This window comes from Cupriavidus sp. FW306-01-F10A (genome assembly GCF_058782785.1).
Window position 1 is genome coordinate 1 of sequence record NZ_JBYSYA010000038.1, and the last position, 19,461, is coordinate 19,461.

The 19,461-nt window shown below is 69.7% G+C and carries 20 protein-coding genes and 1 other RNA gene; 9 read left to right on the top strand and 12 right to left on the bottom strand.

Translation table 11 applies throughout. The features are described from left to right. Window positions 1-124 precede the first annotated feature (124 nt). From AC3WLF_RS29950 to AC3WLF_RS29975, 6 genes are all read right to left on the bottom strand, one after another. The gene (locus AC3WLF_RS29950) at window positions 125-823 is read right to left on the bottom strand and encodes an SIMPL domain-containing protein (RefSeq protein WP_492319707.1); all 699 of its coding nucleotides are present in this window, start codon (window positions 821-823) and stop codon (window positions 125-127) included. Window positions 824-937: 114 nt separating this feature from the next. After that, window positions 938-1,762, bottom strand: coding sequence for a sulfite exporter TauE/SafE family protein (locus tag AC3WLF_RS29955; protein WP_492319708.1), 825 nt, complete (start codon window positions 1,760-1,762; stop codon window positions 938-940). A 52-nt stretch (window positions 1,763-1,814) separates the two neighbouring features. Further along, window positions 1,815-2,297, bottom strand: coding sequence for an EVE domain-containing protein (locus AC3WLF_RS29960; protein WP_010814922.1), 483 nt, complete (start codon window positions 2,295-2,297; stop codon window positions 1,815-1,817). Window positions 2,298-2,406: 109 nt separating this feature from the next. Further along, window positions 2,407-2,624: non-coding RNA, 6S RNA (gene ssrS, locus AC3WLF_RS29965), on the bottom strand. Between the two features lie 266 nt (window positions 2,625-2,890). Then, window positions 2,891-3,223 (bottom strand): cell division protein ZapA, encoded by a 333-nt coding sequence (locus AC3WLF_RS29970; RefSeq protein WP_035823521.1) that lies wholly within the window; start codon window positions 3,221-3,223, stop codon window positions 2,891-2,893. After that, window positions 3,220-3,540: a hypothetical protein gene (locus tag AC3WLF_RS29975; RefSeq protein WP_010814920.1), complete on the bottom strand. Its 321-nt coding sequence runs from the start codon at window positions 3,538-3,540 to the stop codon at window positions 3,220-3,222. The genes AC3WLF_RS29970 and AC3WLF_RS29975 overlap by 4 nt, the downstream gene beginning before the upstream one ends. A gap of 582 nt (window positions 3,541-4,122) precedes the next feature. Here AC3WLF_RS29975 and AC3WLF_RS29980 point away from each other — a divergent pair. Genes AC3WLF_RS29980 through AC3WLF_RS30010 form a run of 7 tightly spaced genes read left to right on the top strand, consistent with a single transcriptional unit; the run spans window position 4,123 to window position 10,975 of the window. Next, window positions 4,123-6,027: a TonB-dependent receptor domain-containing protein gene (locus AC3WLF_RS29980; protein ID WP_492359231.1), complete on the top strand. Its 1,905-nt coding sequence runs from the start codon at window positions 4,123-4,125 to the stop codon at window positions 6,025-6,027. A 15-nt stretch (window positions 6,028-6,042) separates the two neighbouring features. Next, on the top strand, window positions 6,043-7,050 hold the full coding sequence (locus AC3WLF_RS29985; RefSeq protein WP_492319710.1) for a FecCD family ABC transporter permease: 1,008 nt from the start codon (window positions 6,043-6,045) through the stop codon (window positions 7,048-7,050). Further along, entirely contained in the window at window positions 7,047-7,889 is an 843-nt protein-coding gene (locus AC3WLF_RS29990) for an ABC transporter ATP-binding protein (protein ID WP_492319711.1), read from the top strand. The genes AC3WLF_RS29985 and AC3WLF_RS29990 overlap by 4 nt, the downstream gene beginning before the upstream one ends. Beyond that, the gene (cobO, locus tag AC3WLF_RS29995; protein WP_035823511.1) at window positions 7,882-8,514 is read left to right on the top strand and encodes a cob(I)yrinic acid a,c-diamide adenosyltransferase; all 633 of its coding nucleotides are present in this window, start codon (window positions 7,882-7,884) and stop codon (window positions 8,512-8,514) included. The genes AC3WLF_RS29990 and cobO overlap by 8 nt, the downstream gene beginning before the upstream one ends. Window positions 8,515-8,547: 33 nt before the next feature. Beyond that, complete coding sequence (cobT, locus tag AC3WLF_RS30000) at window positions 8,548-9,588, top strand: nicotinate-nucleotide--dimethylbenzimidazole phosphoribosyltransferase (RefSeq protein ID WP_492319713.1); 1,041 nt, start codon at window positions 8,548-8,550, stop codon at window positions 9,586-9,588. Beyond that, window positions 9,585-10,409, top strand: a complete 825-nt coding sequence (locus AC3WLF_RS30005; RefSeq protein WP_051591649.1) for an adenosylcobinamide-GDP ribazoletransferase — start codon at window positions 9,585-9,587, stop codon at window positions 10,407-10,409. The genes cobT and AC3WLF_RS30005 overlap by 4 nt, the downstream gene beginning before the upstream one ends. Then, window positions 10,394-10,975, top strand: coding sequence for a histidine phosphatase family protein (locus tag AC3WLF_RS30010; RefSeq protein WP_492351169.1), 582 nt, complete (start codon window positions 10,394-10,396; stop codon window positions 10,973-10,975). The genes AC3WLF_RS30005 and AC3WLF_RS30010 overlap by 16 nt, the downstream gene beginning before the upstream one ends. Here AC3WLF_RS30010 and AC3WLF_RS30015 read toward each other — a convergent pair whose 3' ends face one another. Genes AC3WLF_RS30015 through cobU form a run of 4 tightly spaced genes read right to left on the bottom strand, consistent with a single transcriptional unit; the run spans window position 10,976 to window position 14,579 of the window. Then, the gene (locus AC3WLF_RS30015; protein WP_492319715.1) at window positions 10,976-11,881 is read right to left on the bottom strand and encodes a cobalamin-binding protein; all 906 of its coding nucleotides are present in this window, start codon (window positions 11,879-11,881) and stop codon (window positions 10,976-10,978) included. Window positions 11,882-11,899: 18 nt separating this feature from the next. After that, on the bottom strand, window positions 11,900-12,919 hold the full coding sequence (cobD, locus tag AC3WLF_RS30020) for a threonine-phosphate decarboxylase CobD (RefSeq protein ID WP_492359232.1): 1,020 nt from the start codon (window positions 12,917-12,919) through the stop codon (window positions 11,900-11,902). Beyond that, entirely contained in the window at window positions 12,916-13,890 is a 975-nt protein-coding gene (gene cbiB, locus AC3WLF_RS30025; RefSeq protein WP_492319717.1) for an adenosylcobinamide-phosphate synthase CbiB, read from the bottom strand. The genes cobD and cbiB overlap by 4 nt, the downstream gene beginning before the upstream one ends. Next, complete coding sequence (gene cobU, locus AC3WLF_RS30030) at window positions 13,884-14,579, bottom strand: bifunctional adenosylcobinamide kinase/adenosylcobinamide-phosphate guanylyltransferase (RefSeq protein ID WP_340525719.1); 696 nt, start codon at window positions 14,577-14,579, stop codon at window positions 13,884-13,886. Before cobU ends, cbiB begins: the two co-directional genes overlap by 7 nt. 42 nt (window positions 14,580-14,621) lie before the next feature. Between cobU and AC3WLF_RS30035 the strand changes: the two genes are divergently transcribed. Beyond that, a complete protein-coding gene (locus tag AC3WLF_RS30035) occupies window positions 14,622-16,142 on the top strand; it encodes a cobyric acid synthase (protein ID WP_492319718.1) in 1,521 nt (506 codons plus the stop codon). A 131-nt stretch (window positions 16,143-16,273) separates the two neighbouring features. Then, window positions 16,274-17,467: a PepSY-associated TM helix domain-containing protein gene (locus AC3WLF_RS30040; RefSeq protein WP_492319719.1), complete on the top strand. Its 1,194-nt coding sequence runs from the start codon at window positions 16,274-16,276 to the stop codon at window positions 17,465-17,467. Between the two features lie 51 nt (window positions 17,468-17,518). Here AC3WLF_RS30040 and panC read toward each other — a convergent pair whose 3' ends face one another. Continuing rightward, the gene (gene panC, locus AC3WLF_RS30045) at window positions 17,519-18,367 is read right to left on the bottom strand and encodes a pantoate--beta-alanine ligase (RefSeq protein ID WP_492319720.1); all 849 of its coding nucleotides are present in this window, start codon (window positions 18,365-18,367) and stop codon (window positions 17,519-17,521) included. 204 nt (window positions 18,368-18,571) lie between these two features. Then, entirely contained in the window at window positions 18,572-19,456 is an 885-nt protein-coding gene (locus AC3WLF_RS30050) for a segregation and condensation protein A (RefSeq protein ID WP_492319721.1), read from the bottom strand. Window positions 19,457-19,461 lie beyond the last annotated feature (5 nt).

Sequence of the window (19,461 nt, forward strand, 5' to 3'; positions counted from 1 at the left end):
GACTGAGCCCCGTACAGTACAGGGCTCAGTTCGGTTCCACCTAGCTTTGACTCTCCAACTTTACGGGGTCAGTTCACAGGCGGGAGAGGGAGCAAACAGAGGGGCGGCAGCGTGCCCTTCTTCGTTACTTCAGCATCTGCACCGACCCGTTGACCGACACCGTCACCTGCGTCTTGCCGCCCTCAACCGGCACCGCCACCGCGGCGTCGGCCATCATGGCCTTGGCAGCACCGTACATGCGCGGCATCGGCGGCACCACGCCGGTTTCATTCAGGCTGACTTCGCGGATCGTGTAGCTGTTGTAGCCGAACAGCTTGGTGGTCGACTGCGCCTTGCTGCGGAACGAGGCGATGGCCTGCTCGGCCAGCTTGGCTTCGGCCGCCTCGCGCGCTTCGCGCGACAGCGAGAAGGCGATGTTCTGCACCTGCATCTGGCTGGCCAGCTCGCCAGCGAGCTTGGACACGGCCGAGAAATCGCGCGACTTCAGGATGACTTCGGAACGCCCGCGCCAGGTGCTGATGCGGCCGTTGCGGTCGGTGTTGGGGTGGATGGTGAAGCCGCCCGACTCGGCGGTCACGCCCTGGACGCGGCGCGCCTGCGTGATGACGGCCTGCGTCCGGGTCGACAGGCCCGAGGAAATCGCGGCCGGTTCAGCGCCTTCCTGCTCGGCGGCAAGCGTCAGGTGCACGATATCGGTCGGCACTTCGGTGACCGCCTGCGCGCTCAGCGAGAGCACGCCCGACGGCGTTTCAGTGGGGCCACCGTGCGCCGAGGCAACGATGGCGGTGGTGCCCAGCAGGGTGGCGGCAAGCCATTGTTTCATGTTGTTCTCCCGTTCAAACGTGATGGGTATCAGACGTGACCGGGTGCGCGATCGTTCCGCGACATTGCAAACGATTGTTGCGAAGCCGGCGCGGGCGCGCCTCCCCCGTCCGGGTCAGAATGCCTGCCAGGCCTTCCACAACATATAGCTCGCCAGGCACAGCAGCAGCGCGGCAAAGACCTTGCGCAACTGGCTCACATCCATGCGGTGCGCGGTGCGCGCGCCCAGCGGCGCGGTCATTACGCTGGCCGCTGCGATCACCAGCAGGGCCGGCAGGTAGAGATAGCCGAGCGATCCCGCCGGCAGCCCCGGCGTCTGCCAGCCGCTCCAGACATAGCCGGCCACGCTGGCCGCTGCAATCGGAAAGCCGAGCGCGGCCGAGGTCGCCACCGCGTTGTGGATCGGCACGTTGCACCACGTCATGAACGGCACCGAGACAAAGGCGCCGCCCGCGCCAACCAGGCTGGACAGGAAGCCGATCACGCCGCCCGCGCCCGCCATGCCGGCAAGGCCGGGCAGCTGCCGGCCGGGCCTGGGACGACGGTTGCGCAGCATCTGCAGCGCGGAAAACCCGACGAAGCCGGCAAACGCCAGCGACAGCCAGCTGGTCTTGAGCGCCGCGAACACCTTGCCGCCGCCGATCATGCCGCCGAGCACGATGCCCGGCGCCAGCGCCAGCACGATCGGCCAGCGCACCGCGCCGCGCTGGTGGTGCGCGCGCACGGACGACAACGAGGTGAACAGGATGGTGCCCATCGAGGTGGCGATCGCCATATGGACGATGGCCTCGTCGGCAACGCCCAGGCTGGTGAACAGCAGCGTCAGGAAGGGCACCATCATCATGCCGCCGCCGACGCCGAGCAGCCCGGCGCAGAAGCCGGTGAAAGCGCCCAGGGCAAGCAGGGCAGGAACCAGCACCGGCAGGTTGTCGAACTGCATCGTGTCTTCAGGGTTGTTGTGATCAGCCTTGCCTGGGCCGGCCGGGCAGGGTTCAGCGCATCAGCTTGCCGGTGATGAAGCGCCATTCGGCCGGTGTCACCGGCGTGATCGACAGCCGGTTGCCGCGACGCAGCACCACCATGTCGGCCAGTTCCTCATGCTCGCGCAACGCGGCCAGCGGGATCAGCGCGCTCTTGCGTTCGAAGCGCACGTCGACCAACAGCCAGCGCGGCGCGTCGGCCTTGGAGGCGGCGTCATAGTACGGGCTCTTGCGGTCGAACTGGGTGGGGTCGGGGTAGGGCACGGAGCAGACCTCGGCCAGGCCGGCAATGCCGGGCTCCGGGCACGACGAGTGGTAGAACAGCACGCCGTCGCCGATCCGCATGGTGTCGCGCATGAAGTTGCGCGCCTGGTAGTTGCGCACGCCGGTCCAGGGCAGCGTGCCTTCCCGGGCCAGGTCGTCGATGCTGGCTTCATCCGGTTCTGATTTCATCAGCCAGTACTGGCGGGCGCGTTGGTTCTGGTTCGGGCTCACGGCGCAGCTCAGGAATGGAAGCAGATCAGGGCGCCGCGTGCACAGCGTGTGCACGCGGACGCGCAGGCAAGAAAAAAGGCGATGGTTCAGAAAACCACCGCCTTTTTAAGGGGTCCCCGCCTTGGCCGCTGGGTCGGCATCCTGAACCCAAGTGAGGTTCAGAGTGGCTGCGGAAGTCGCATTTCGGGTACATCATCCACTCAGGGAGTCCAGGCCAGGCCCAGACTATGAATGCGACGACGCGCTCGCCCACGCGACATGATCCCGCACCATGCAATGCATATCGGTTCAAGGAGTTTATGACCCTCACGAACCAGGCAGGGAAACTGTCAAACGTCTGACTTTCCAGGCGCATCATCGTGCCCGGAAAACCGGATCCGCGTGCGGGATGTCAGACGTTTGCCGTTTCTGACTAGGATGGGATGAGAACGGCGGCCGGGCGCGATAACCTGGCCTGTAGCTGCACATCTATGGTGCCTCGTGCAGTCTGGCTACACTATACACCGCGTTGCAGGGCATACCAAGTCCACTCGCGCGTATCGTTACATTTTGCGCGGCAGCGCGGCATCCGCAGCACATCCCCCTTTCATTGCTCAGCCGCGCGTACCGGTGCCCACGTGCGCATACTGGCGCAGGGCTTCGTCGGCGCGGTCGTTGAGTTCGCGGATGCGCGCGCGGATGGCATCGACCGGGATCGCGCCCTCGGCCTGCTGCTTGCGCTGCATCGACAGCAGGTCCGAGGCGATGCTGATGGCGGCCATGACCGCTACGCGCTCCACGCCCTTGGCCGCGGTGCCGTTGCGCAGCTTGTTCATTTGCGTGTCGACCAGGGCCACGGCTTCGAGCAGCGCGGCCTCGTTCTCGGGCGCGATGGCAAAGCGGTAGGGCTGGCCGGCGATATTGACTTCGACTTGCTTGTTGCTCATGCGTGTTCTCCGGGAGCCTTGTGCGGCTCGGCGTCCTGCGCCGCAGCCTCTTCGCCGAGCAGGTCGAGCTGGCGCGTGTCGCTGGCAGTCGGCAGCTTGTCAAGGATGGACTGGATGCGCAGCTGCGCTTCCTCGATCTTGATATTGAGCAGTTCGCGGTCGGCTGCCATGGCCTCGCGCTCGCCGCGCAACTGCGCGGCTTCGCCCTCCAGCCGGGCGATCTCGTCGCGCAGCCGCTGGTTTTCCGCCGCCAGGGTGTCCGCATGGTGCAGCACGCGCCCGATCTTGGCGGCCAGTTGTTCGAGTTCGGTGAGCATAGGGCCTGTCATGATGGGAGAAGTGTCAGGTATCGCGATTCTAGCCGATGCGCCGGCTTGCACAATGCGGAGGAAAGGGTTTGTGACTGGCGACCCGCGTGGAAGTTGCAGGCTTCTGCACCTAAAACGCCACCAGAGTTGTGACAAAACACTACTGGCAGCCGCGTTGACGCGGGGGGCGAAACGCCCTAGACTCGCGCACGTTCCAGGTGCTCGCCCTTTTCGTCCCTGGCGAAAGGGCAGTTCAACGGGAAACAGGGAGCCGGGCCGGCTGCGCGCCGGACAGGCCAACCTGTGCTGCCCCCGCAACGGTAAGCGACCGCGGTGCGCATCTGCCAGACCCCGACATAGCCGACAGCCAGCCTGCCGGCAACGCCGCTGGCAAGGCCGGATCCCATTCCCGGCCACACGCACCGCAGGACCGGCCACACGCCACTGAACCGCAGGTTCGGGAAGGCGCCGGCCCAGTGTCGCCAGCCCGGATACCGGCCTGAACGCGGGCTGCCGCCCGTGCGCGGCACGCCTCATCGCCATATGGTCCGCGGGGGAACGGGCCCGGCCGTTCCTATCCAGTCCTGCATCATGCGTTCATCGCTCCACAGGTCGACCCGCCCGGCAACCCCGGCGGTGCGTCCGTCCGTGCCCGCCATCCTGGCGGCCATTGCCTCGCTCACCCTGGCTCCGGCCACTTCGTTCGCGCAGGCGGCCGTCAGCGGCGCCGACAGCCGCACCACGCAGCTCGCGCCGGTGGTGGTCACCTCCACCCGTACCGCGCAAGCCATTACCGAGGCGCTGCCTCACACCACGGTGGTGACGCAGCAGGACATCGTCAATTCGCAGGCGCCCGACCTGCGCACGCTGCTGCGCAACCAGGCCGGCGTGGAGTTCTCGGCCAACGGCGGCATGGGCACCAACACCACGCTGTTCATGCGCGGCGCCAACTCCAACCAGACCCTGATCCTGATCGACGGCGTGCGGGTATCGTCAGCGAGCAGCGGCACCGCGCAGCTGGCCAATATCCTGCCCGACCAGATCGAGCGCATCGAGGTGGTGCGCGGCAATGTGTCGGCGCTGTACGGCTCGGACGCCATCGGCGGCGTGGTGCAGATCTTCACCAAGAGCGGCGCGGGCCAGGCGCCGGCGGCCAATGCGCAGGTGGAATACGGCAGCAACAACACGCGCCAGGGCACGGTCGGCTATGGCGGCCAGGTCGGCGATACCTCGTTCAACCTGACCGGCTCGGCGTTCAAGACCGACGGCTTCTCGTCGATCAACACGAAGCAGGCGCCGCGCGCCAATCCCAACGACAACCCGTACGAGAACCAGAGCGTGTCGGGCCAGGTCAAGCACCGCTTCGCGCCGAACTGGGACGCGGGCTTCACCGGCTATTACTCGAAGAGCAAGCTGTCGTTCGACAGCGCCTTCGGCCGCCCGACCGACGACAACCGCACCAACAGCGAGCTGTACACGCTGTCGGCCTTCGTCAACGGCAAGGTGGGGACGGACTGGTCCACCCATTTCAAGCTGTCGCAGAGCGAGGACCGCAGCGACACCTTCCTCAACGGCAGGCCCAACGGCACCTTCAATACCCGCAACCGCCAGTTCAATTGGCAGAACGAGTATGCGCTGGCCGCCAACCACACGCTGCTGTTCGGCACCGACTACCTGCAGCAGGAGCTCGACTCCAGCGCCTACGGCGCGCCCACGCGCAATGTGTTCTCGGTGTTCGGCGGCTATGACGGGCGCATCGGCAAGCACCAGCTGCAGCTCAACGCGCGCAACGACCATTATTCCGACTTCGGCAACCAGGGCAGCTTCCGCGCCGGCTACGGCTACTACGTGACCGATGCGCTCAAGCTGATCGCCAGCGTCAGCAATGCCTTCCGCGCGCCGACCTTCAACGAGCTTTACTTCCCCAACTTCGGCCAGCCGAACCTGCAGCCCGAACGTGCCAAGTCGGTCGAGGCCGGCGTGCAGTACGCCACCGCCAGCGCCGGCCTGCTGCGCGTGACCGCCTTCGAGACGCGCTACGACGACCTGATCGTGTCGGCACAGCAGCCCAGCGGCATGTTCCTGGCGCAGAACGTCAACAAGGCCAAGGTGCAGGGCATCGAGGCTTCGTGGCGCGCCACCGTGTATGGCACCGACTTCGGCGCCAGCGTGACCTTCCAGAACCCGGTCGACGAGCAGACCAACACCCAGCTGCTGCGCCGCGCGCGCCGCCATGCCGCGCTCGACGTGGGCCGCGACTTCGGCAACTGGCGCTTCGGCGGCGAATGGCTGGTGTCGTCGTCGCGCATGGATTCCGGCTCGCGCCGGCTGGGCGGATACGGTATCGTCAACCTGAACGCCCGCTACAACATCGACAAGCAATGGTTCATCGCCGCCCGCGTCGAAAACCTGTTCGACAAGGATTACCAGCTCGCCTACCCCTACAACACGCAGGGGCGCGCGGGCTTCATCACGCTGGGCTGGCGCCAGCGATGAGCGCACGGGCGCGCCATGTCTGAGTTCCGGCGCGCCCTGGCGATCTGGCTGGTGCTGGCGCTCGCGGCGCTGCTGGCGTTCGCGTTGTCGCTGGCGCTGGGCAGCGTGCCGCTCGATGCGCGCGAGCTCTGGCTTGCGCTCAGCGGTGCCGACACCGGCACCGCCGCAGCGATCGTGCGCGAACTGCGGCTGCCGCGCGCGGCAGCGGCGTTTGCCTGCGGCGGGCTGCTGGCCCTGTCCGGCGCGCTGATGCAGGTGCTGCTGCGCAACCCGCTGGCCGAGCCCTATGTGCTGGGCGTGTCGGGCGGCGCCTCCACTGCCGCGCTGCTGGCCATGCTGCTGCTGGCGCCGTGGTGGGGCGTGCAGGCCGCCGCCGCCGCCGGTGCACTGGGGGCGATGGTGCTGGTGGCGTCGCTGGCGCGGCGCGACCTGCTGCATCCGCAGGTGCAGGGCGGCCACCGCGAGGCGGGCGCCCGGCTGCTGCTGACCGGCGTGATCCTGGCCGCGGGCTGGGGCGCGGTCATTACCCTGATCCTTTCCATTGCGCCGGAGTCGCGCCTGCGCGGCATGCTGTTCTGGCTGACCGGCGACCTGGGCGGCACCGCCGCCTACGGCGGCGCGCTGGCCATGCTGGTGGTGGCGCTGCTGCTGGCCATGCCGATGGCGCGCGCGCTCAACGTGATGCTGCTGGGCGAGACCGTGGCGCAGTCGCTGGGCGTGCGCGTGGGCCGCGTGCGGCTGGCGACCTTCCTGCTGGCGTCGCTGTGCATTGCCGCTGCCATCACCACGGCCGGCTCGATCGGCTTTGTCGGGCTGGTGGTGCCGCACCTGGTGCGCCTCGCCTGGGGCAACGACCAGCGCCTGCTGCTGCCGGCCGCCACGCTGCTGGGCGGCGCGCTGCTGATGGCCGCCGACCTGATCGCACGCACCGTGGTCGCGCCCGCGCAGCTGCCGGTGGGCGTGATCACCGGGCTGCTGGGCGTGCCGACCTTCCTCTACCTGCTGCTGCGGAGGCCGCGATGAGCCAGGCCCCGCACTGGTCCCATCCGCTCACTGCCTGTCCGCAGCTCGTGCTGCGCGATGTGAAGCTGCGCACCGGCCAGCGCGTGCTGGTGGAGCGCCTGACGATGACCATCGGCGCGGGGCAGCTGTGGTGCATTGCCGGACCCAACGGTGCCGGCAAGTCCACGCTGATGACGGTGCTGGCCGGGCTGCGCCACGCCGACGGCGGCAGCGCGGAGATCGACGGCACCGCGGCGGCGCAGATCGCGCCGGCGGTGCTGGCGCGCCAGCGCGCCTACCTGCCGCAGGCCGTGCATGACACCTTCTCGATGTCGGTGCAGGATGCCGTGCGCGTGGGGCGGCATCCGCACCTGTCCGGCTGGGGCTGGACCGGGCGCGAGGATGACCGCATCGTGCACGAAGTGATCCGCGCGATGGATATTGAGGCGCTGGCCGCGCGCGATGTGCTGACCCTGTCCGGCGGCGAGCGCCAGCGCGCCTCGCTGGCCGCGGCGCTGGCGCAGCAGGCGCCGCTGCTGCTGCTGGACGAACCGGTCTCGCACCTGGACCTGCGCCACCAGATCCTGGTGCTGGAACAGCTGGCCGCGCTGGCCCGGGCCGGGCGCCATGCCATCGTGGTGATCCTGCACGACCTGACGCTGGCGCTGCGCTACGCCACCCACGCCCTGCTGATGGCCGAAGACGGCACTACGCTGCATGGCACTGCCGCCCAGGTGCTGACCCCTGAACACTGCTCGCGCGCGCTGCGCACCGCCATCGTCAGCGTCACCGACGGCGCGCATACTGCGCTGATCCCCGACGGCGCCGCCCCACCCATACCCGACACACGTCATGACTGATACCCAGAACCCCCCTGCAGAAGACCCGGACCGCGATGCCCGCCACAAGGCGCGCATGGAGCGCAAGAAAGAAATCGTCGACGCCAAGATTGCCGCCGCGCAGGATGAGCGCGGCGTGATCGTCATCACCACCGGCAACGGCAAGGGCAAGTCCAGCTCGGGCTTTGGCATGGTGGTGCGCGCGCTTGGCCACGGCATGCGCACCGGCGTGGTCCAGTTCATCAAGGGCGCGCAGCCCACCGGCGAAGAGATGTTCCTGCGCCGCTTCCCGGACGAGTGCGCCTTCCACGTGATGGGCGAGGGCTATACCTGGGAAACGCAGGACCGCGCCCGCGACGTGGCCAAGGCCGAGGCGGCCTGGGAAGTGGCGCGCGGCATGCTGCGCGACCCCGGCATCGGCCTGGTGCTGTTCGACGAACTGAACATCGCGCTCAAGCTGCACTATCTTGATGTGGAGCAGGTCATTGCCGACCTGCGCGCGCGCCCGCCGATGCAGCACGTGGTCATCACCGGCCGTGGCGCGCCGCCGGCCCTGGTGGAGGCGGCCGACACCGTCACCGACATGACGCCGGTCAAGCATGCCTTCCAGCAGGGCATCAAGGCGCAGCGCGGCGTCGAGATGTAGCCGCATCGTTTTTGAATACAAGGTCAACGCATCATGCAGTTTCCGGAAATCACTCCCCTCGACGATGCCCTGCGCCCCGAGCTGCAGGCCGCCATCGACGACAAGACCAAGCCGCTCGGCGCACTGGGCCGGCTGGAATCGCTGGCCTTGCAGCTGGGCCTGATCCTCGGCACGGCGCGGCCGGTGTTGCAGCGCCCGACGGTGATCGTGTTTGCGGCCGACCACGGCGTGGCCGACGCCGGCGTCAGCGCCTATCCGGCCGAGGTCACCGCGCAGATGGTGCAGAACTTCCTGTCTGGCGGCGCGGCGATCAATGTGTTCTCGCGCCAGCACGGCATTGCGCTGGAGATCGTCGACGCGGGCGTGCGCGTGCCGCTGCCGGCGGCACCGGGCCTGGTCAACTGCCGCATTGCCGACGGCACCCGCAACTTCGCCGTCGAACCCGCGATGACGCCGGAGCAGGCCGCCGCGGCGATGACTGCCGGCATGGCGCGCGTGCTGCGCCATGCGCAGCAGGGCTGCAACGTGATCGGCTTCGGCGAGATGGGCATCGCCAATACCTCGGCGGCCGCCTGCCTGATGCAGCGGCTGACCGGCCTGCCGCTGGCAGACTGCATCGGGCGCGGCACCGGGCTGGACGATGCCGGCCTCGCGCGCAAGCGCGAGGTGCTGGAGCGCGCGCTGGCGCTGCATGCCGATGCGCAGGCGCCGCTGGATGTGCTGGCCACCTTCGGCGGCTTCGAGATCGCGATGATGGCAGGCGCCTTCCTGGCCGCCGCCGCGAGCCGCATGGTGATCCTGGTCGATGGCTTTATCGCCACGGCCGCGCTGCTGGTGGCGCAGCGCCTGGACCCCAATGTGCTGCAGTACTGCGTGTTCACGCACTGCTCACATGAGCGCGGCCACCGTGCGCTGCTGGACCAGTTCGGCGCCGCGCCGCTGCTGGCGCTGGACCTGCGCCTGGGCGAGGGCACGGGCGCCGCGCTGGCGTGGCCGTTGCTGGCCTCGGCGGCGGCGTTCCTGAACGAAATGGCGACCTTCAGCGGCGCCGGCGTCAGCACCGCCTCGCCATGAGCGTGCCGTCCGACCCGGTGCCTGCACAAGGCAGCGCCGCCGGCGTGGCCGGCGAGTTGCGCTATTTCCTGACGGCGCTGGGCTACTTCACGCGCGTGCCGCTGCCGGGCTGGCTGGCGCGCTGGGCCGGATTCGAACCGCACTACCTGCACGCCGCCGCGCGCTACTTCCCGCTGGTCGGGCTGCTGGTGGGCGGCGTGGGCGCGCTGGTCACCTGGGGCGCGATGCTGTGGTGGCCGCCCGGCGTGGCCGTGCTGCTGGGCATGGCCGCCACGCTGCTGCTGACCGGCGCCTTCCATGAAGACGGCCTGGCCGATTGCGTCGATGCCTTCGGCGGCGCGTGGCAGCGCGAGGACGTGCTGCGCATCATGCATGACTCGCGCATCGGCGCGTTCGGTGCGATCGCGCTGGTGGTGGCGTTGCTGCTCAAGTGGCAGTTGCTGGTGGCGATCGCGGGGCGCGGCGGGTTGATGGTGCTGCTGGCGGTGATCGTCGCCGCGCACGCCGCCAGCCGCGCGATGGCGGTCAGCTATCTGGCCACGCTGACCTACGTGCGCGCGCAAGGCAAGGCCAAGCCGGTGGCGCAGAAGCTGGCCGGCGCCGGGCTGGCGTTCGCGCTGCTGTGCGGGCTGGTGCCGCTGTGGCTGGTGTCGCCGTGGTTCTGCGCGGCGGCAGTGGTCGCGCTGCTGGGGCTGCGCCTGCTGCTCGGCCGCTACTTCGTGCGCCGCATCGGCGGCTATACCGGCGACTGCCTCGGCATGGCCCAGCAGTGCGCCGAGATCCTGCTCTACCTGGTGGCTGCGGCATGGATGTGGTCCTGATCCGCCATGCGCAGCCGCAGGTGCCGGCGGGCACCTGCTATGGCTGCCTCGACCTGCCGCTGGTGGCGCCGCTGGCGCCCGCGGCGGCGCGGATCGCCGCGGGCCTGCCCACGCCGGATCGCATTGTCGCCAGCCCGCTGGCGCGCGCGCTCGGCACCGCGCAGGCGCTGGTGCAGGCGCTGCCGGGCGGCGCACCGGCCATCGACACCGAACCCCGGCTGCGCGAAATCGATTTCGGCAGCTGGGAGGGCGTCGCCTGGGATGCGATCGACCGCGCCGCGCTCGACCAGTGGGCGGCCGACCTGCTGCACGCGCGCCCGCATGGCGGCGAAGCGCCGGCGCAGGCCATGGCGCGGGTTGCCGGCTGGGCGGGAACGCTTGCCACGGATCGCGCCGAGTGTCTCTGGGTGGTCGGCCATGCCGGCCCGATGCGCATGCTGGCCGCGCACTGGCTGGGCGTGCCGCTGGCGACGACGGTCAACTGGGCGTTGGGCTTCGGGGCTAGTTGTGGCTTCACGCTGGGGCCGGGCGGGGTCCGGCTCGGCTGGTGGAACCGCGCCGCCTGATCAGCGTGCGGGCCGGCGCTTGCGCGCCGTGTCGAGGTCCTTGCAGATCAGCTCGGCGCCTTGCGCCACGCGCGGACCGGCGCGGTTGACCAGGTCGCCGTCGATCACGAACAGGTTGTTGCGCGCCACCGCCGTGACCTGCTTCCAGCGCCGCCACATCTCGAAATCCGGCAGCGGCTGATCCGAGCGCGTGGCGCCCATGCCCGCCGTCAGCATCGCCTCCGGGTTGCCCGCGATCACCGCTTCGACCGACACGGTCGGCACCAGCGGCGTCTCGGCCGCGAACAGGTTGCGCCCGCCGCACAGCGCCAGCATGTCGCTGACCAGGTGCTGGCCGTTGAGCGTCATCAGCGGCTGCTGCCAGACCTGGTAGAACACCGTCACCGGCGGGCGGGCCGCGTAAGTCTTGCGCAGCGTCTCCACCTGCTGGCGGAAGCCGTCGGCAGCGCGCCGCGCGGTGGCTTCGGTGCCCAGCAGCGTGCCGAGCTTCTCCATGTTCTCGGGGATCGCGGCCAGCCTGCGCGGCTCGCTGTAGAACAGCGGGATGCCGAGCGCGCGCAGGCGGTCGGTCTGCTTCTGCGCATTGCCGTGGCGCCAGACCACGATCAGGTCCGGCTTGAGCGCGGCGATGCGCTCCAGGTCCAGCGCCTTGTTGTCGCCCACGCGCGCGATCTCGCGCGCCTGCGGCGGGTAGTCGCTGTAGCTGACCGTGCCGACGATGCGGTCGCCGCCGCCGGCCGCGAAGATCATCTCGGTGACGTGCGGCGCCAGCGAGATCACGCGGCGCGCGGGCTGCGGCAGTGTCACCGTCTGGCCAGCGTCGTCGACGGCAGACACCGCGGCGGCGGCAGGCAGGGCTGCCAGCAGCAGCGTGGAAGCGATAACGGGCGTCAGGCGGTTCAGCATGGAATCGGGGAAAGTGGTTCAGGCAGTGACCGCGGCCAGTGCCGCTTCCAGCCGCTGCCAGGCGTGCGGCTGGTCCGGCGGCAGGCCCAGGCGCAGGCTCGGCGGACAGCCGCCGGCGGCGTCGAAGCAGCGGGTCCAGACGCCATGCTGCGCGAGCCCGTGCTGCAGCCGTGCGGCGTCGCCATGCGGCACCCAGCAGAACAGCGGATGCATCACCGGCGCCAGGCCATCGCGGTCCAGTAGCGCGGCCAGCTTCGCCCCGCATGCTTGCAGCCGCGCGCGGGTGGCATCCTGCCAGGCGTGGTCGGCCAGCGCATGCCGCGCGACCTCGCGTGCCGGGCCCGATACGGTCCAGTGGCCCAGGCGCTCGCGCAGCGCGTCGAGCAGTGCCGGCTGCGCCAGCACGAAGCCGCAGCGGATGCCGGCCAGGCCATAGAACTTGCCGATCGAGCGCAGCACCACCAGGCCGGCCTTGCCGCTGTGCGCGGCCACCGAGCCATCGGGCAGGCAGTCGATAAAGGCTTCATCGACCAGCAGCGTGCCGCCGCGCGCCGCCAGCTTCGCGTGCCAGCGCAGCAGCGTTGCGGCGGGCAGCATGCGGCCGGTCGGGTTGTTCGGGTTCACGACGACGAGATGGTCGAGTTCGTCGGCCAGCGCCGCCTGCGTGAAAGCCGCTTCATCCAGCGGCACCACCGCATGGCCCGCGGCAGCGAAGGCCGGCGCGTATTCGCTGTAGCCGAGTGCGGCGATGCCAACGCGGCCCGGGCGCAGCAGACCCGGCAGCGTGCGGATGGCGGCCTGCGAGCCGGCGACGGGCAAGGCCCGCGGCGCGCCGCAGGCCTGGGCGGCCAGCTCGGCCAGTCCGTCGTCATCCTGCGGCAGCCGTTGCCACGCTTGCGCAGGCAGAGTCGGCACCGGATAGCCGTCGGGATTGATGCCGGTGGACAGGTCGAGCCAGTCGCCGGCGGGGCGGCCGTAGCGGCGCACCGCGGCAAGCAGGTCGCCGCCGTGGCGGATCGGGGGCAGGGCGGTGTTCATGCCGGCGTGGCAAGCGCAAGGACGGCCAGCGCGCTGGCGCCTGCCAGCGCCAGCCACAGCCACAAGGTGCGCTCGACCAGCCGCAGGCAGGCCATCACGTGCGCGGCTTGCGGCGCAGGGCCAGCACCCAGCGGCGGGCGTTGCTCGATCTCGCCGTGATAGCGCGCCGGGCCGCCGAGCCGCACGCCCACCGCACCGGCGCCCGCGGCCATCACGGGGCCGGCATTGGGACTCGACCATGCCGGCGCCTGCGTGCGCCAGCAATGCAGCGCCTGCGCGGTGGCGCCGAGCAGCGCATAGGACAGCGCGGTCAGGCGCGCGGGCACGAGGTTGAGCCCGTCGTCGATGCGCGCCGCGGCCCAGCCAAAATACAGCAGCCGCGGCGTACGGTAGCCCCACATCGCATCGAGCGTATTGGCCAGCCGGAACACGATCACGGCGGGCGCGCCGCCGACCAGGAACCAGAACAGCGCCCCGAAGACCGCGTCGTTGCCGTTCTCCAGCGCCGACTCGCAGGCGGCACGGGCCAGTGCTTCAGCATCGGCATCGGCGGTGTCGCGCGAGACGATGCGCGCGGTCAGCGTGCGCGCGGCGGGCAGGTCTGCGGCGGCGAGGGCGGTGGCGATCGGGGCGATATGCTGGTGCAGGCTGCGCGCGCCGAGTGCCGCGTACAGCGCCACCGCATGCAGCGCCAGGGCGGCAACAGGATGCAGGCTGGCCGCAGCGTCGACCAGCCACCATGCGAGCGCTGCCGGCACCAGCACCAGCACACACCAGCCGGCGAGACCGGCAAGGCGCTGGCGCCAGGGCGCGCCGCGGTGCGGCGCAGGGTTGAGCCGCCGCTCAAGTGCGGCAGCGATGCGGCCGAAGCCCACCAGCGGATGCCAGCGGCGCGGCTCGCCCAGCCAGCGGTCCAGCACAACGCCCGTCAGTGCCGCTGCCACGCATGCCGGCCAGGCCAGCATCAGCATGTGGGATCGGCGCCTTTCACCGCAACCGGAATGCCTGCCACCATCAGCCGCACGCAGTCGGCGGCGGCGGCCAGCTTCTGGTTCAGGCGGCCCAGTTCATCGACATAGAAGCGGGTGATGGCGCCCATCGGGATCACGCCGAAGCCGATCTCGTTCGAGACCAGGATCACATGGCCCGGCAGCGTCGGCAGCGCGGTGAGCAGCGCTTCGATTTCCTCGGTGAAGGCATCCGGCGGCGTGATCACGCCATGCTCAGGGTACGCGCGGCCGTCGGGGAAGATCAGATTGTTCATCCACAGCGTCATGCAATCCACCAGGATGCAGCCGTCGTGGCGCGCGTTGGCGTAGAGCGCATCGGCCAGGTGCACCGGTTCTTCCACCAGGCGCCAGTCGGCGGGGCGGCGGGCGCGGTGCAGGGCGATGCGGACCTCCAGCTCCTGGTCGGCGTGCGCCGGGTCCTGGTGCGCGGTGGCGATGTAGGTGACCGGGCCGCCGGTGATGGTGGCATGGTCGGTGGCGAGCTGTTCGGCGTAATGGCTCTTGCCGGAACGCGCGCCGCCCAGCACCAGGGTGAGCTGGCGGTTACCGTGTCCGCCGGCGGCACGCGGCTGGGTGGCGGTGTCGGGGGCGGAGGCGGGTGCGATGGCCGGGGTTTCCATCCGCGTATTGTAGCCGCCGCATCCGGGCATCGCACGGGGAGGTGTTGCAGGCACCGGTGCGATAATCCGCCAATGCAGACCGACTCCTCGCAATCCCTGCCGCCGGGTGCCCTGCGCGGCACGCTGATGGTCCAGGGCACGACTTCCGATGCCGGCAAGAGCACCATCGTGGCCGGCCTGTGCCGGGTGCTGGCGCGTGCCGGCACGCACGTGGTGCCATTCAAGCCGCAGAACATGGCGCTGAACAGCGCGGTCACCGCCGACGGCGGCGAGATCGGCCGCGCGCAGGCGCTGCAGGCACAGGCCGCGCGGCTGGCACCGCATACCGACATGAACCCGGTGCTGCTCAAGCCCAGCAGCGACACCGGCGCGCAGGTGATCATCCACGGCCGCGCGCGGCTGGACCTGGATGCGCGCGCCTACCATGCCTACAAGCCCGAGGCGATGAAGGCCGTGCTGGCTTCGCACACGCGCCTGGCGCAGGCCTATGAGGTGGTGCTGGTGGAGGGCGCCGGCAGCCCGGCCGAGGTCAACCTGCGCGAGCGCGACATCGCCAACATGGGCTTTGCCGAGCGCGTCGACTGCCCGGTGGTGCTGGTGGCGGACATCGACCGCGGCGGCGTATTTGCGCACCTGGTCGGCACGCTCGACTGCCTGTCCGACAGCGAACGCGCGCGCGTGACCGGCTTCATCATCAACCGCTTCCGCGGCGATATCGGCCTGCTGGAGCCGGGACTGGACTGGCTGGTGGCGCGCACCGGCAAGCCGGTATTCGGCGTGCTGCCCTACCTGCACGGCCTGCATCTCGATGCCGAGGACGCCATCATCGGCGCGCAAGCGGACAAGGCCGGCACGCCGGCGCAGCGCCTGCGCGTGATCGTGCCGGTGCTGCCGCGCATCGCCAACCATACCGACTTCGACGCGCTGCGCGCGCACCCGCAGGTGGACCTGCAGTTCGTCGGGCCCGGCATGCCGATCCCGCCCGCGGACCTGGTGGTGCTGCCCGGCAGCAAGAACGTGCGCGGCGACCTGGACTTCATCCGCGTCAATGGCTGGGACGCGGCGCTGGCCCGGCACCTGCGCTACGGCGGCAAGCTGATCGGGATCTGCGGCGGCATGCAGATGCTGGGGCGGCAGGTGCACGATCCCGATGGCCGCGAAGGCCCGGCCGGCAGCAGCGCCGGGCTGGGCTGGCTGGACTTCGAGACCACGCTGGCGGCAGAGAAGCAACTGCGCCAGGTCGGCGGCCGGCTGGCGCTGGATCAGGCCGATGCGCCGGTGCGCGGCTACGAGATCCACCTTGGCGTCACCACGGGCGCGGGGCTGGAGCAGCCGGCCCTGTGGCTCGAGCGCGGCGACGGCACGGTGCGGCCCGACGGCGCGCGCTCGGCCGACGGCCAGGTGCTGGCCACCTATGTCCACGGCCTGTTCGACGAGCCTGCCGGTTGCCAGGCGCTGCTGCGCTGGGCCGGGCTCGACGGCGCCCAGGCGGTGGACCTCGATGCATTGCGCGAAGCATCGATCGAGCGGCTTGCCGACACCATGACCGCGCACCTGGACCTGGAAGCGATGCTGGCGCCGCTGCGGCGCTGACGCACGCGGCACGGCCGCCTGGCAGGGCCCTGCTAGAATCGCGAATCTTTCGCATTTGCATTCTGCGTGGAGGTGGCTTGTGCGCCATATTCCACGCAGGCAGCGTCCGCTCAACGTACTTCAGCCCCCACATGGTCACCGGCCGCCTGCGCGTCGTCCTCGTCAAACTGCACCTGTATATCGGCCTGAGCCTTGGCCTGCTGTTCGTCCTGTTTGGGCTGACCGGCATGACCATCGCCTGGCGCGAAGAACTGGATGCCTGGCTCAACCCTGACCTGCTGGTGGCGTCCGCGCCGATGACGCAGCCGGTGTCGCCGGCCACGGTCCAGGCAGTGACCGAGCGGCTGGCCGCGCCCCCCTACGGCAAGCCCAACCTGCTGATGCTGCCGGTCCATGCCGACGGCGTCTTTATCGCCTGGTATCCGGTCAAGGGGCCCGACGGCGTGGTGCCGGGCCGCTCGCGCCAGGTGATGGTCGATCCGGTCACGCTTGCGGTGAAGGGCGAGCGCGTCTGGGGCGAGGCGGGCCTGTCGCGCCGGCTGTTGCTGCCGACGCTGTTCCACCTGCATCGCTACCTGCTTTCGGGCGACACCGGCAAGACCATCACCGGCATCGCCGGCATGCTGCTGTTGCTGACCACGCTGGTGGGCGTGGCGGTGTGGTGGCCCAAGATGAAGCTGCGCTCGGTGGTGCAGGCGTTCCGCATCACCCATGGCGGATCATGGTCGCGCTTCAACTATTCGCTGCATCGCGCCGGCGGCATCCTGGCCGCGCCGGTGCTGGCCACCATCGCCTTTTCGGGCTGGTACCTGAACCTGCCGAAGTGGGTGACACCGATGGTGGCCGGCGTGATGACCGTGACGCCGCCGGTGAAGCACGTCTCGGCACCGGCGCCGGCCGGGGCCCGGCCGCTGGGCGCGGGCGAGATCATGGCGGCGGCGCAGGCCCAGTACCCGCAAGCGCAGGTGACCCGCATCAGCTTCCCGCGCAAGCCGGGCGACGCGTTCGAGATCCGGCTGCGCCAGCCCGGCGAGGTGCGCAAGGATACCGGTGCGACGCGGCTGTGGCTCGATGCCTGGAGCGGCAAGCCGCTGGGCGTGCGTGATCCGCAGCAGGCGCCGGCGGGGGACACGTTGCTGAACTGGCTGTTCCCGCTGCATACTGGCGAGGCCTTCGGGCTGCCGGGGCGGATCTTCATCACGCTGTTCGGGCTGGCGCCGCTGGCGTTTGCCGTGACCGGCGTGCTGATCTGGTGGAAGCGGCGGCGGGGACACCAGCGGCATGTGGTGAAGGCCGCACAGCGATCCGGCATGCGCCGGGCATGAAAAAAGCAGGCCGCCGGCCTGCTTTTTTCATGCCCGGCGCGGCGCCGCCGCTCAGATTTCCAGGTTGTCGATCAGCCGGGTCGCGCCCAGCTTGGCGGCGGTCAGGATCACCAGCGGCTCGCCGGCGAGAAATTCCTCGCGCGTCGGCGCCTGCAGGTCGACGCGCTTGCGGATCGACACGTAGTCCGGCTTCCAGCCGCGCCTGGCCAGCGATTCCTTCGCATTCGCCTCGACCGCAAGCAGGTCGGCCGAAGCGCGGTCGCTGCCCAGCACGGTGTCGCGCACGTCATGCAGCGTGCGGTACAGCACCGGCGCCTCGGCGCGTTCGTCGGGGGTCAGGTAGCGGTTGCGCGACGACAGCGCCAGGCCGTCTTCGGCTCGGATGGTCTCGGCGGGGATGATGTCGATCGGCAGGGCAAACTGCTGCACCATGCGGCGCACGATCATCAACTGCTGGTAGTCCTTCTTGCCGAACACCGCCACGCGCGGCTGCGCGCACGAGAACAGCTTCATCACCACCGTGCACACGCCCTTGAAGAAGCCGGGGCGGAACTCGCCTTCCAGGATGTCACCCAGGTCATGCGGCGGCTCGACGCGGTATTCCTGCGGTTCGGGGTACATATCGCGCTCGGACGGCGCGAACAGCACGTAGACGCCTTCCTTCTGCAGTTTTTCGATATCGTCCTGCAGCGTGCGCGGGTACTTGTCGAAATCCTCGTTCGGGCCGAACTGCAGGCGGTTCACAAAGATCGATGCCACCACCGGGTCGCCGTGCTGGCGCGCCAGGCGCATCAGCGACAGGTGGCCTTCGTGCAGGTTGCCCATGGTGGGGACGAAGGCAGCGCGGTTCTGGCCGCGCAGTTGGTCGCGCAGCTCTTGGATGGAGGAAATGACTTTCATCTGCCTTGGTGTGCTGGTCGTGGTAGGTGTGACCCGGGCGCCGGTCCGTCGAGGGGCGGCACATGGACTACCGGTCTCGGCCTTCTGTCGGGCGCGGGGCCTTCTGGCACTTGCCTGCGGGGCCTGCACCGTGGGCCATTTGGCCGGCTGTCGGCGGATTGTAGAACATGTTGGGACGGGGCCGGACCCCGCAGCGCGGGTGGGTCAGGTCGGGCTGTACGCCAATCGCACATAAATTGGTGCGAACGGTTCGGCCTGGGTGATCTCCACCAGCGCTTCGCGCGACAGCTCCAGCATGGCGATAAAGTTCACCACCACCACCGGCACGCCCTTGCCGGAGCGCACCGCGTCCTCGAACAGCTCGGAGAATTCCATGAAGCGCGCGTGCTGCAAGCGGCGCAGGATCTGGCTCATGTGCTCGCGCACCGACAGTTCCTCGCGCGAGATCTTGTGGTGCTGGTTGAGCTTGGCGCGCTTGAGCACATCGGCCCAGGCGGCCTGCAGGTCGATCGTCTCCACTTCCGGGAAGCGCGGCGCCAGGCTCTGCTCGATATACACCTGCGAGCGCAGGAAGTCGCGGCCCAGCTGCGGCACCGTGTCCAGGCGCTGCGCGGCCAGCTTCATCTGCTCGTATTCCAGCAGGCGGCGCACCAGCTCGGCGCGCGGGTCCTCGGCCTCATCGTCGCTGTCGGCCTTCTTGACCGGCAGCAGCATGCGCGACTTGATCTCGATCAGCATGGCCGCCATCAGCAGGTATTCGGCGGCCAGCTCGAGGTTGGTCTTGCGGATCTGCTCGATGTAGGACAGGTACTGCCGGGTGACCTGCGACATCGGGATGTCGAGGACATTGAAGTTCTGCTTGCGGATCAGGTACAGCAGCAGGTCCAGCGGGCCCTCGAAGGCTTCCAGGAAGATCTCGAGCGCATCCGGCGGGATGTACAGGTCCTGCGGCAGCTTGAACAGCGGCTCGCCGTACAGGCGCGCGAAGGCCATCCCGTCGACCATGTCGGCGGGGCCGGCTGCAACGGCCGGGGCCACGGCAGGCAGCTCGACGGGCAGTGGCAGCTTGTCCTGGTCGCCTGCGCTCATGGGCG

What these genes read in the sequence shown, in the direction of transcription:
- AC3WLF_RS29950 (WP_492319707.1), bottom strand. Translation starts at nt 823, where the DNA reads ATGAAACAATGGCTTGCCGCCACCCTGCTGGGCACCACCGCCATCGTT.
- AC3WLF_RS29955 (WP_492319708.1), bottom strand. Translation starts at nt 1,762, where the DNA reads ATGCAGTTCGACAACCTGCCGGTGCTGGTTCCTGCCCTGCTTGCCCTG.
- AC3WLF_RS29970 (WP_035823521.1), bottom strand. Translation starts at nt 3,223, where the DNA reads ATGAGCAACAAGCAAGTCGAAGTCAATATCGCCGGCCAGCCCTACCGC.
- AC3WLF_RS29975 (WP_010814920.1), bottom strand. Translation starts at nt 3,540, where the DNA reads ATGCTCACCGAACTCGAACAACTGGCCGCCAAGATCGGGCGCGTGCTG.
- AC3WLF_RS29980 (WP_492359231.1), top strand. Translation starts at nt 4,123, where the DNA reads ATGCGTTCATCGCTCCACAGGTCGACCCGCCCGGCAACCCCGGCGGTG.
- AC3WLF_RS29985 (WP_492319710.1), top strand. Translation starts at nt 6,043, where the DNA reads ATGTCTGAGTTCCGGCGCGCCCTGGCGATCTGGCTGGTGCTGGCGCTC.
- AC3WLF_RS29990 (WP_492319711.1), top strand. Translation starts at nt 7,047, where the DNA reads ATGAGCCAGGCCCCGCACTGGTCCCATCCGCTCACTGCCTGTCCGCAG.
- cobO (WP_035823511.1), top strand. Translation starts at nt 7,882, where the DNA reads ATGACTGATACCCAGAACCCCCCTGCAGAAGACCCGGACCGCGATGCC.
- cobT (WP_492319713.1), top strand. Translation starts at nt 8,548, where the DNA reads ATGCAGTTTCCGGAAATCACTCCCCTCGACGATGCCCTGCGCCCCGAG.
- AC3WLF_RS30005 (WP_051591649.1), top strand. Translation starts at nt 9,585, where the DNA reads ATGAGCGTGCCGTCCGACCCGGTGCCTGCACAAGGCAGCGCCGCCGGC.
- AC3WLF_RS30010 (WP_492351169.1), top strand. Translation starts at nt 10,394, where the DNA reads ATGGATGTGGTCCTGATCCGCCATGCGCAGCCGCAGGTGCCGGCGGGC.
- AC3WLF_RS30015 (WP_492319715.1), bottom strand. Translation starts at nt 11,881, where the DNA reads ATGCTGAACCGCCTGACGCCCGTTATCGCTTCCACGCTGCTGCTGGCA.
- cobD (WP_492359232.1), bottom strand. Translation starts at nt 12,919, where the DNA reads ATGAACACCGCCCTGCCCCCGATCCGCCACGGCGGCGACCTGCTTGCC.
- cbiB (WP_492319717.1), bottom strand. Translation starts at nt 13,890, where the DNA reads ATGCTGATGCTGGCCTGGCCGGCATGCGTGGCAGCGGCACTGACGGGC.
- cobU (WP_340525719.1), bottom strand. Translation starts at nt 14,579, where the DNA reads ATGCCCGGATGCGGCGGCTACAATACGCGGATGGAAACCCCGGCCATC.
- AC3WLF_RS30035 (WP_492319718.1), top strand. Translation starts at nt 14,622, where the DNA reads ATGCAGACCGACTCCTCGCAATCCCTGCCGCCGGGTGCCCTGCGCGGC.
- AC3WLF_RS30040 (WP_492319719.1), top strand. Translation starts at nt 16,274, where the DNA reads ATGGTCACCGGCCGCCTGCGCGTCGTCCTCGTCAAACTGCACCTGTAT.
- panC (WP_492319720.1), bottom strand. Translation starts at nt 18,367, where the DNA reads ATGAAAGTCATTTCCTCCATCCAAGAGCTGCGCGACCAACTGCGCGGC.
- AC3WLF_RS30050 (WP_492319721.1), bottom strand. Translation starts at nt 19,456, where the DNA reads ATGAGCGCAGGCGACCAGGACAAGCTGCCACTGCCCGTCGAGCTGCCT.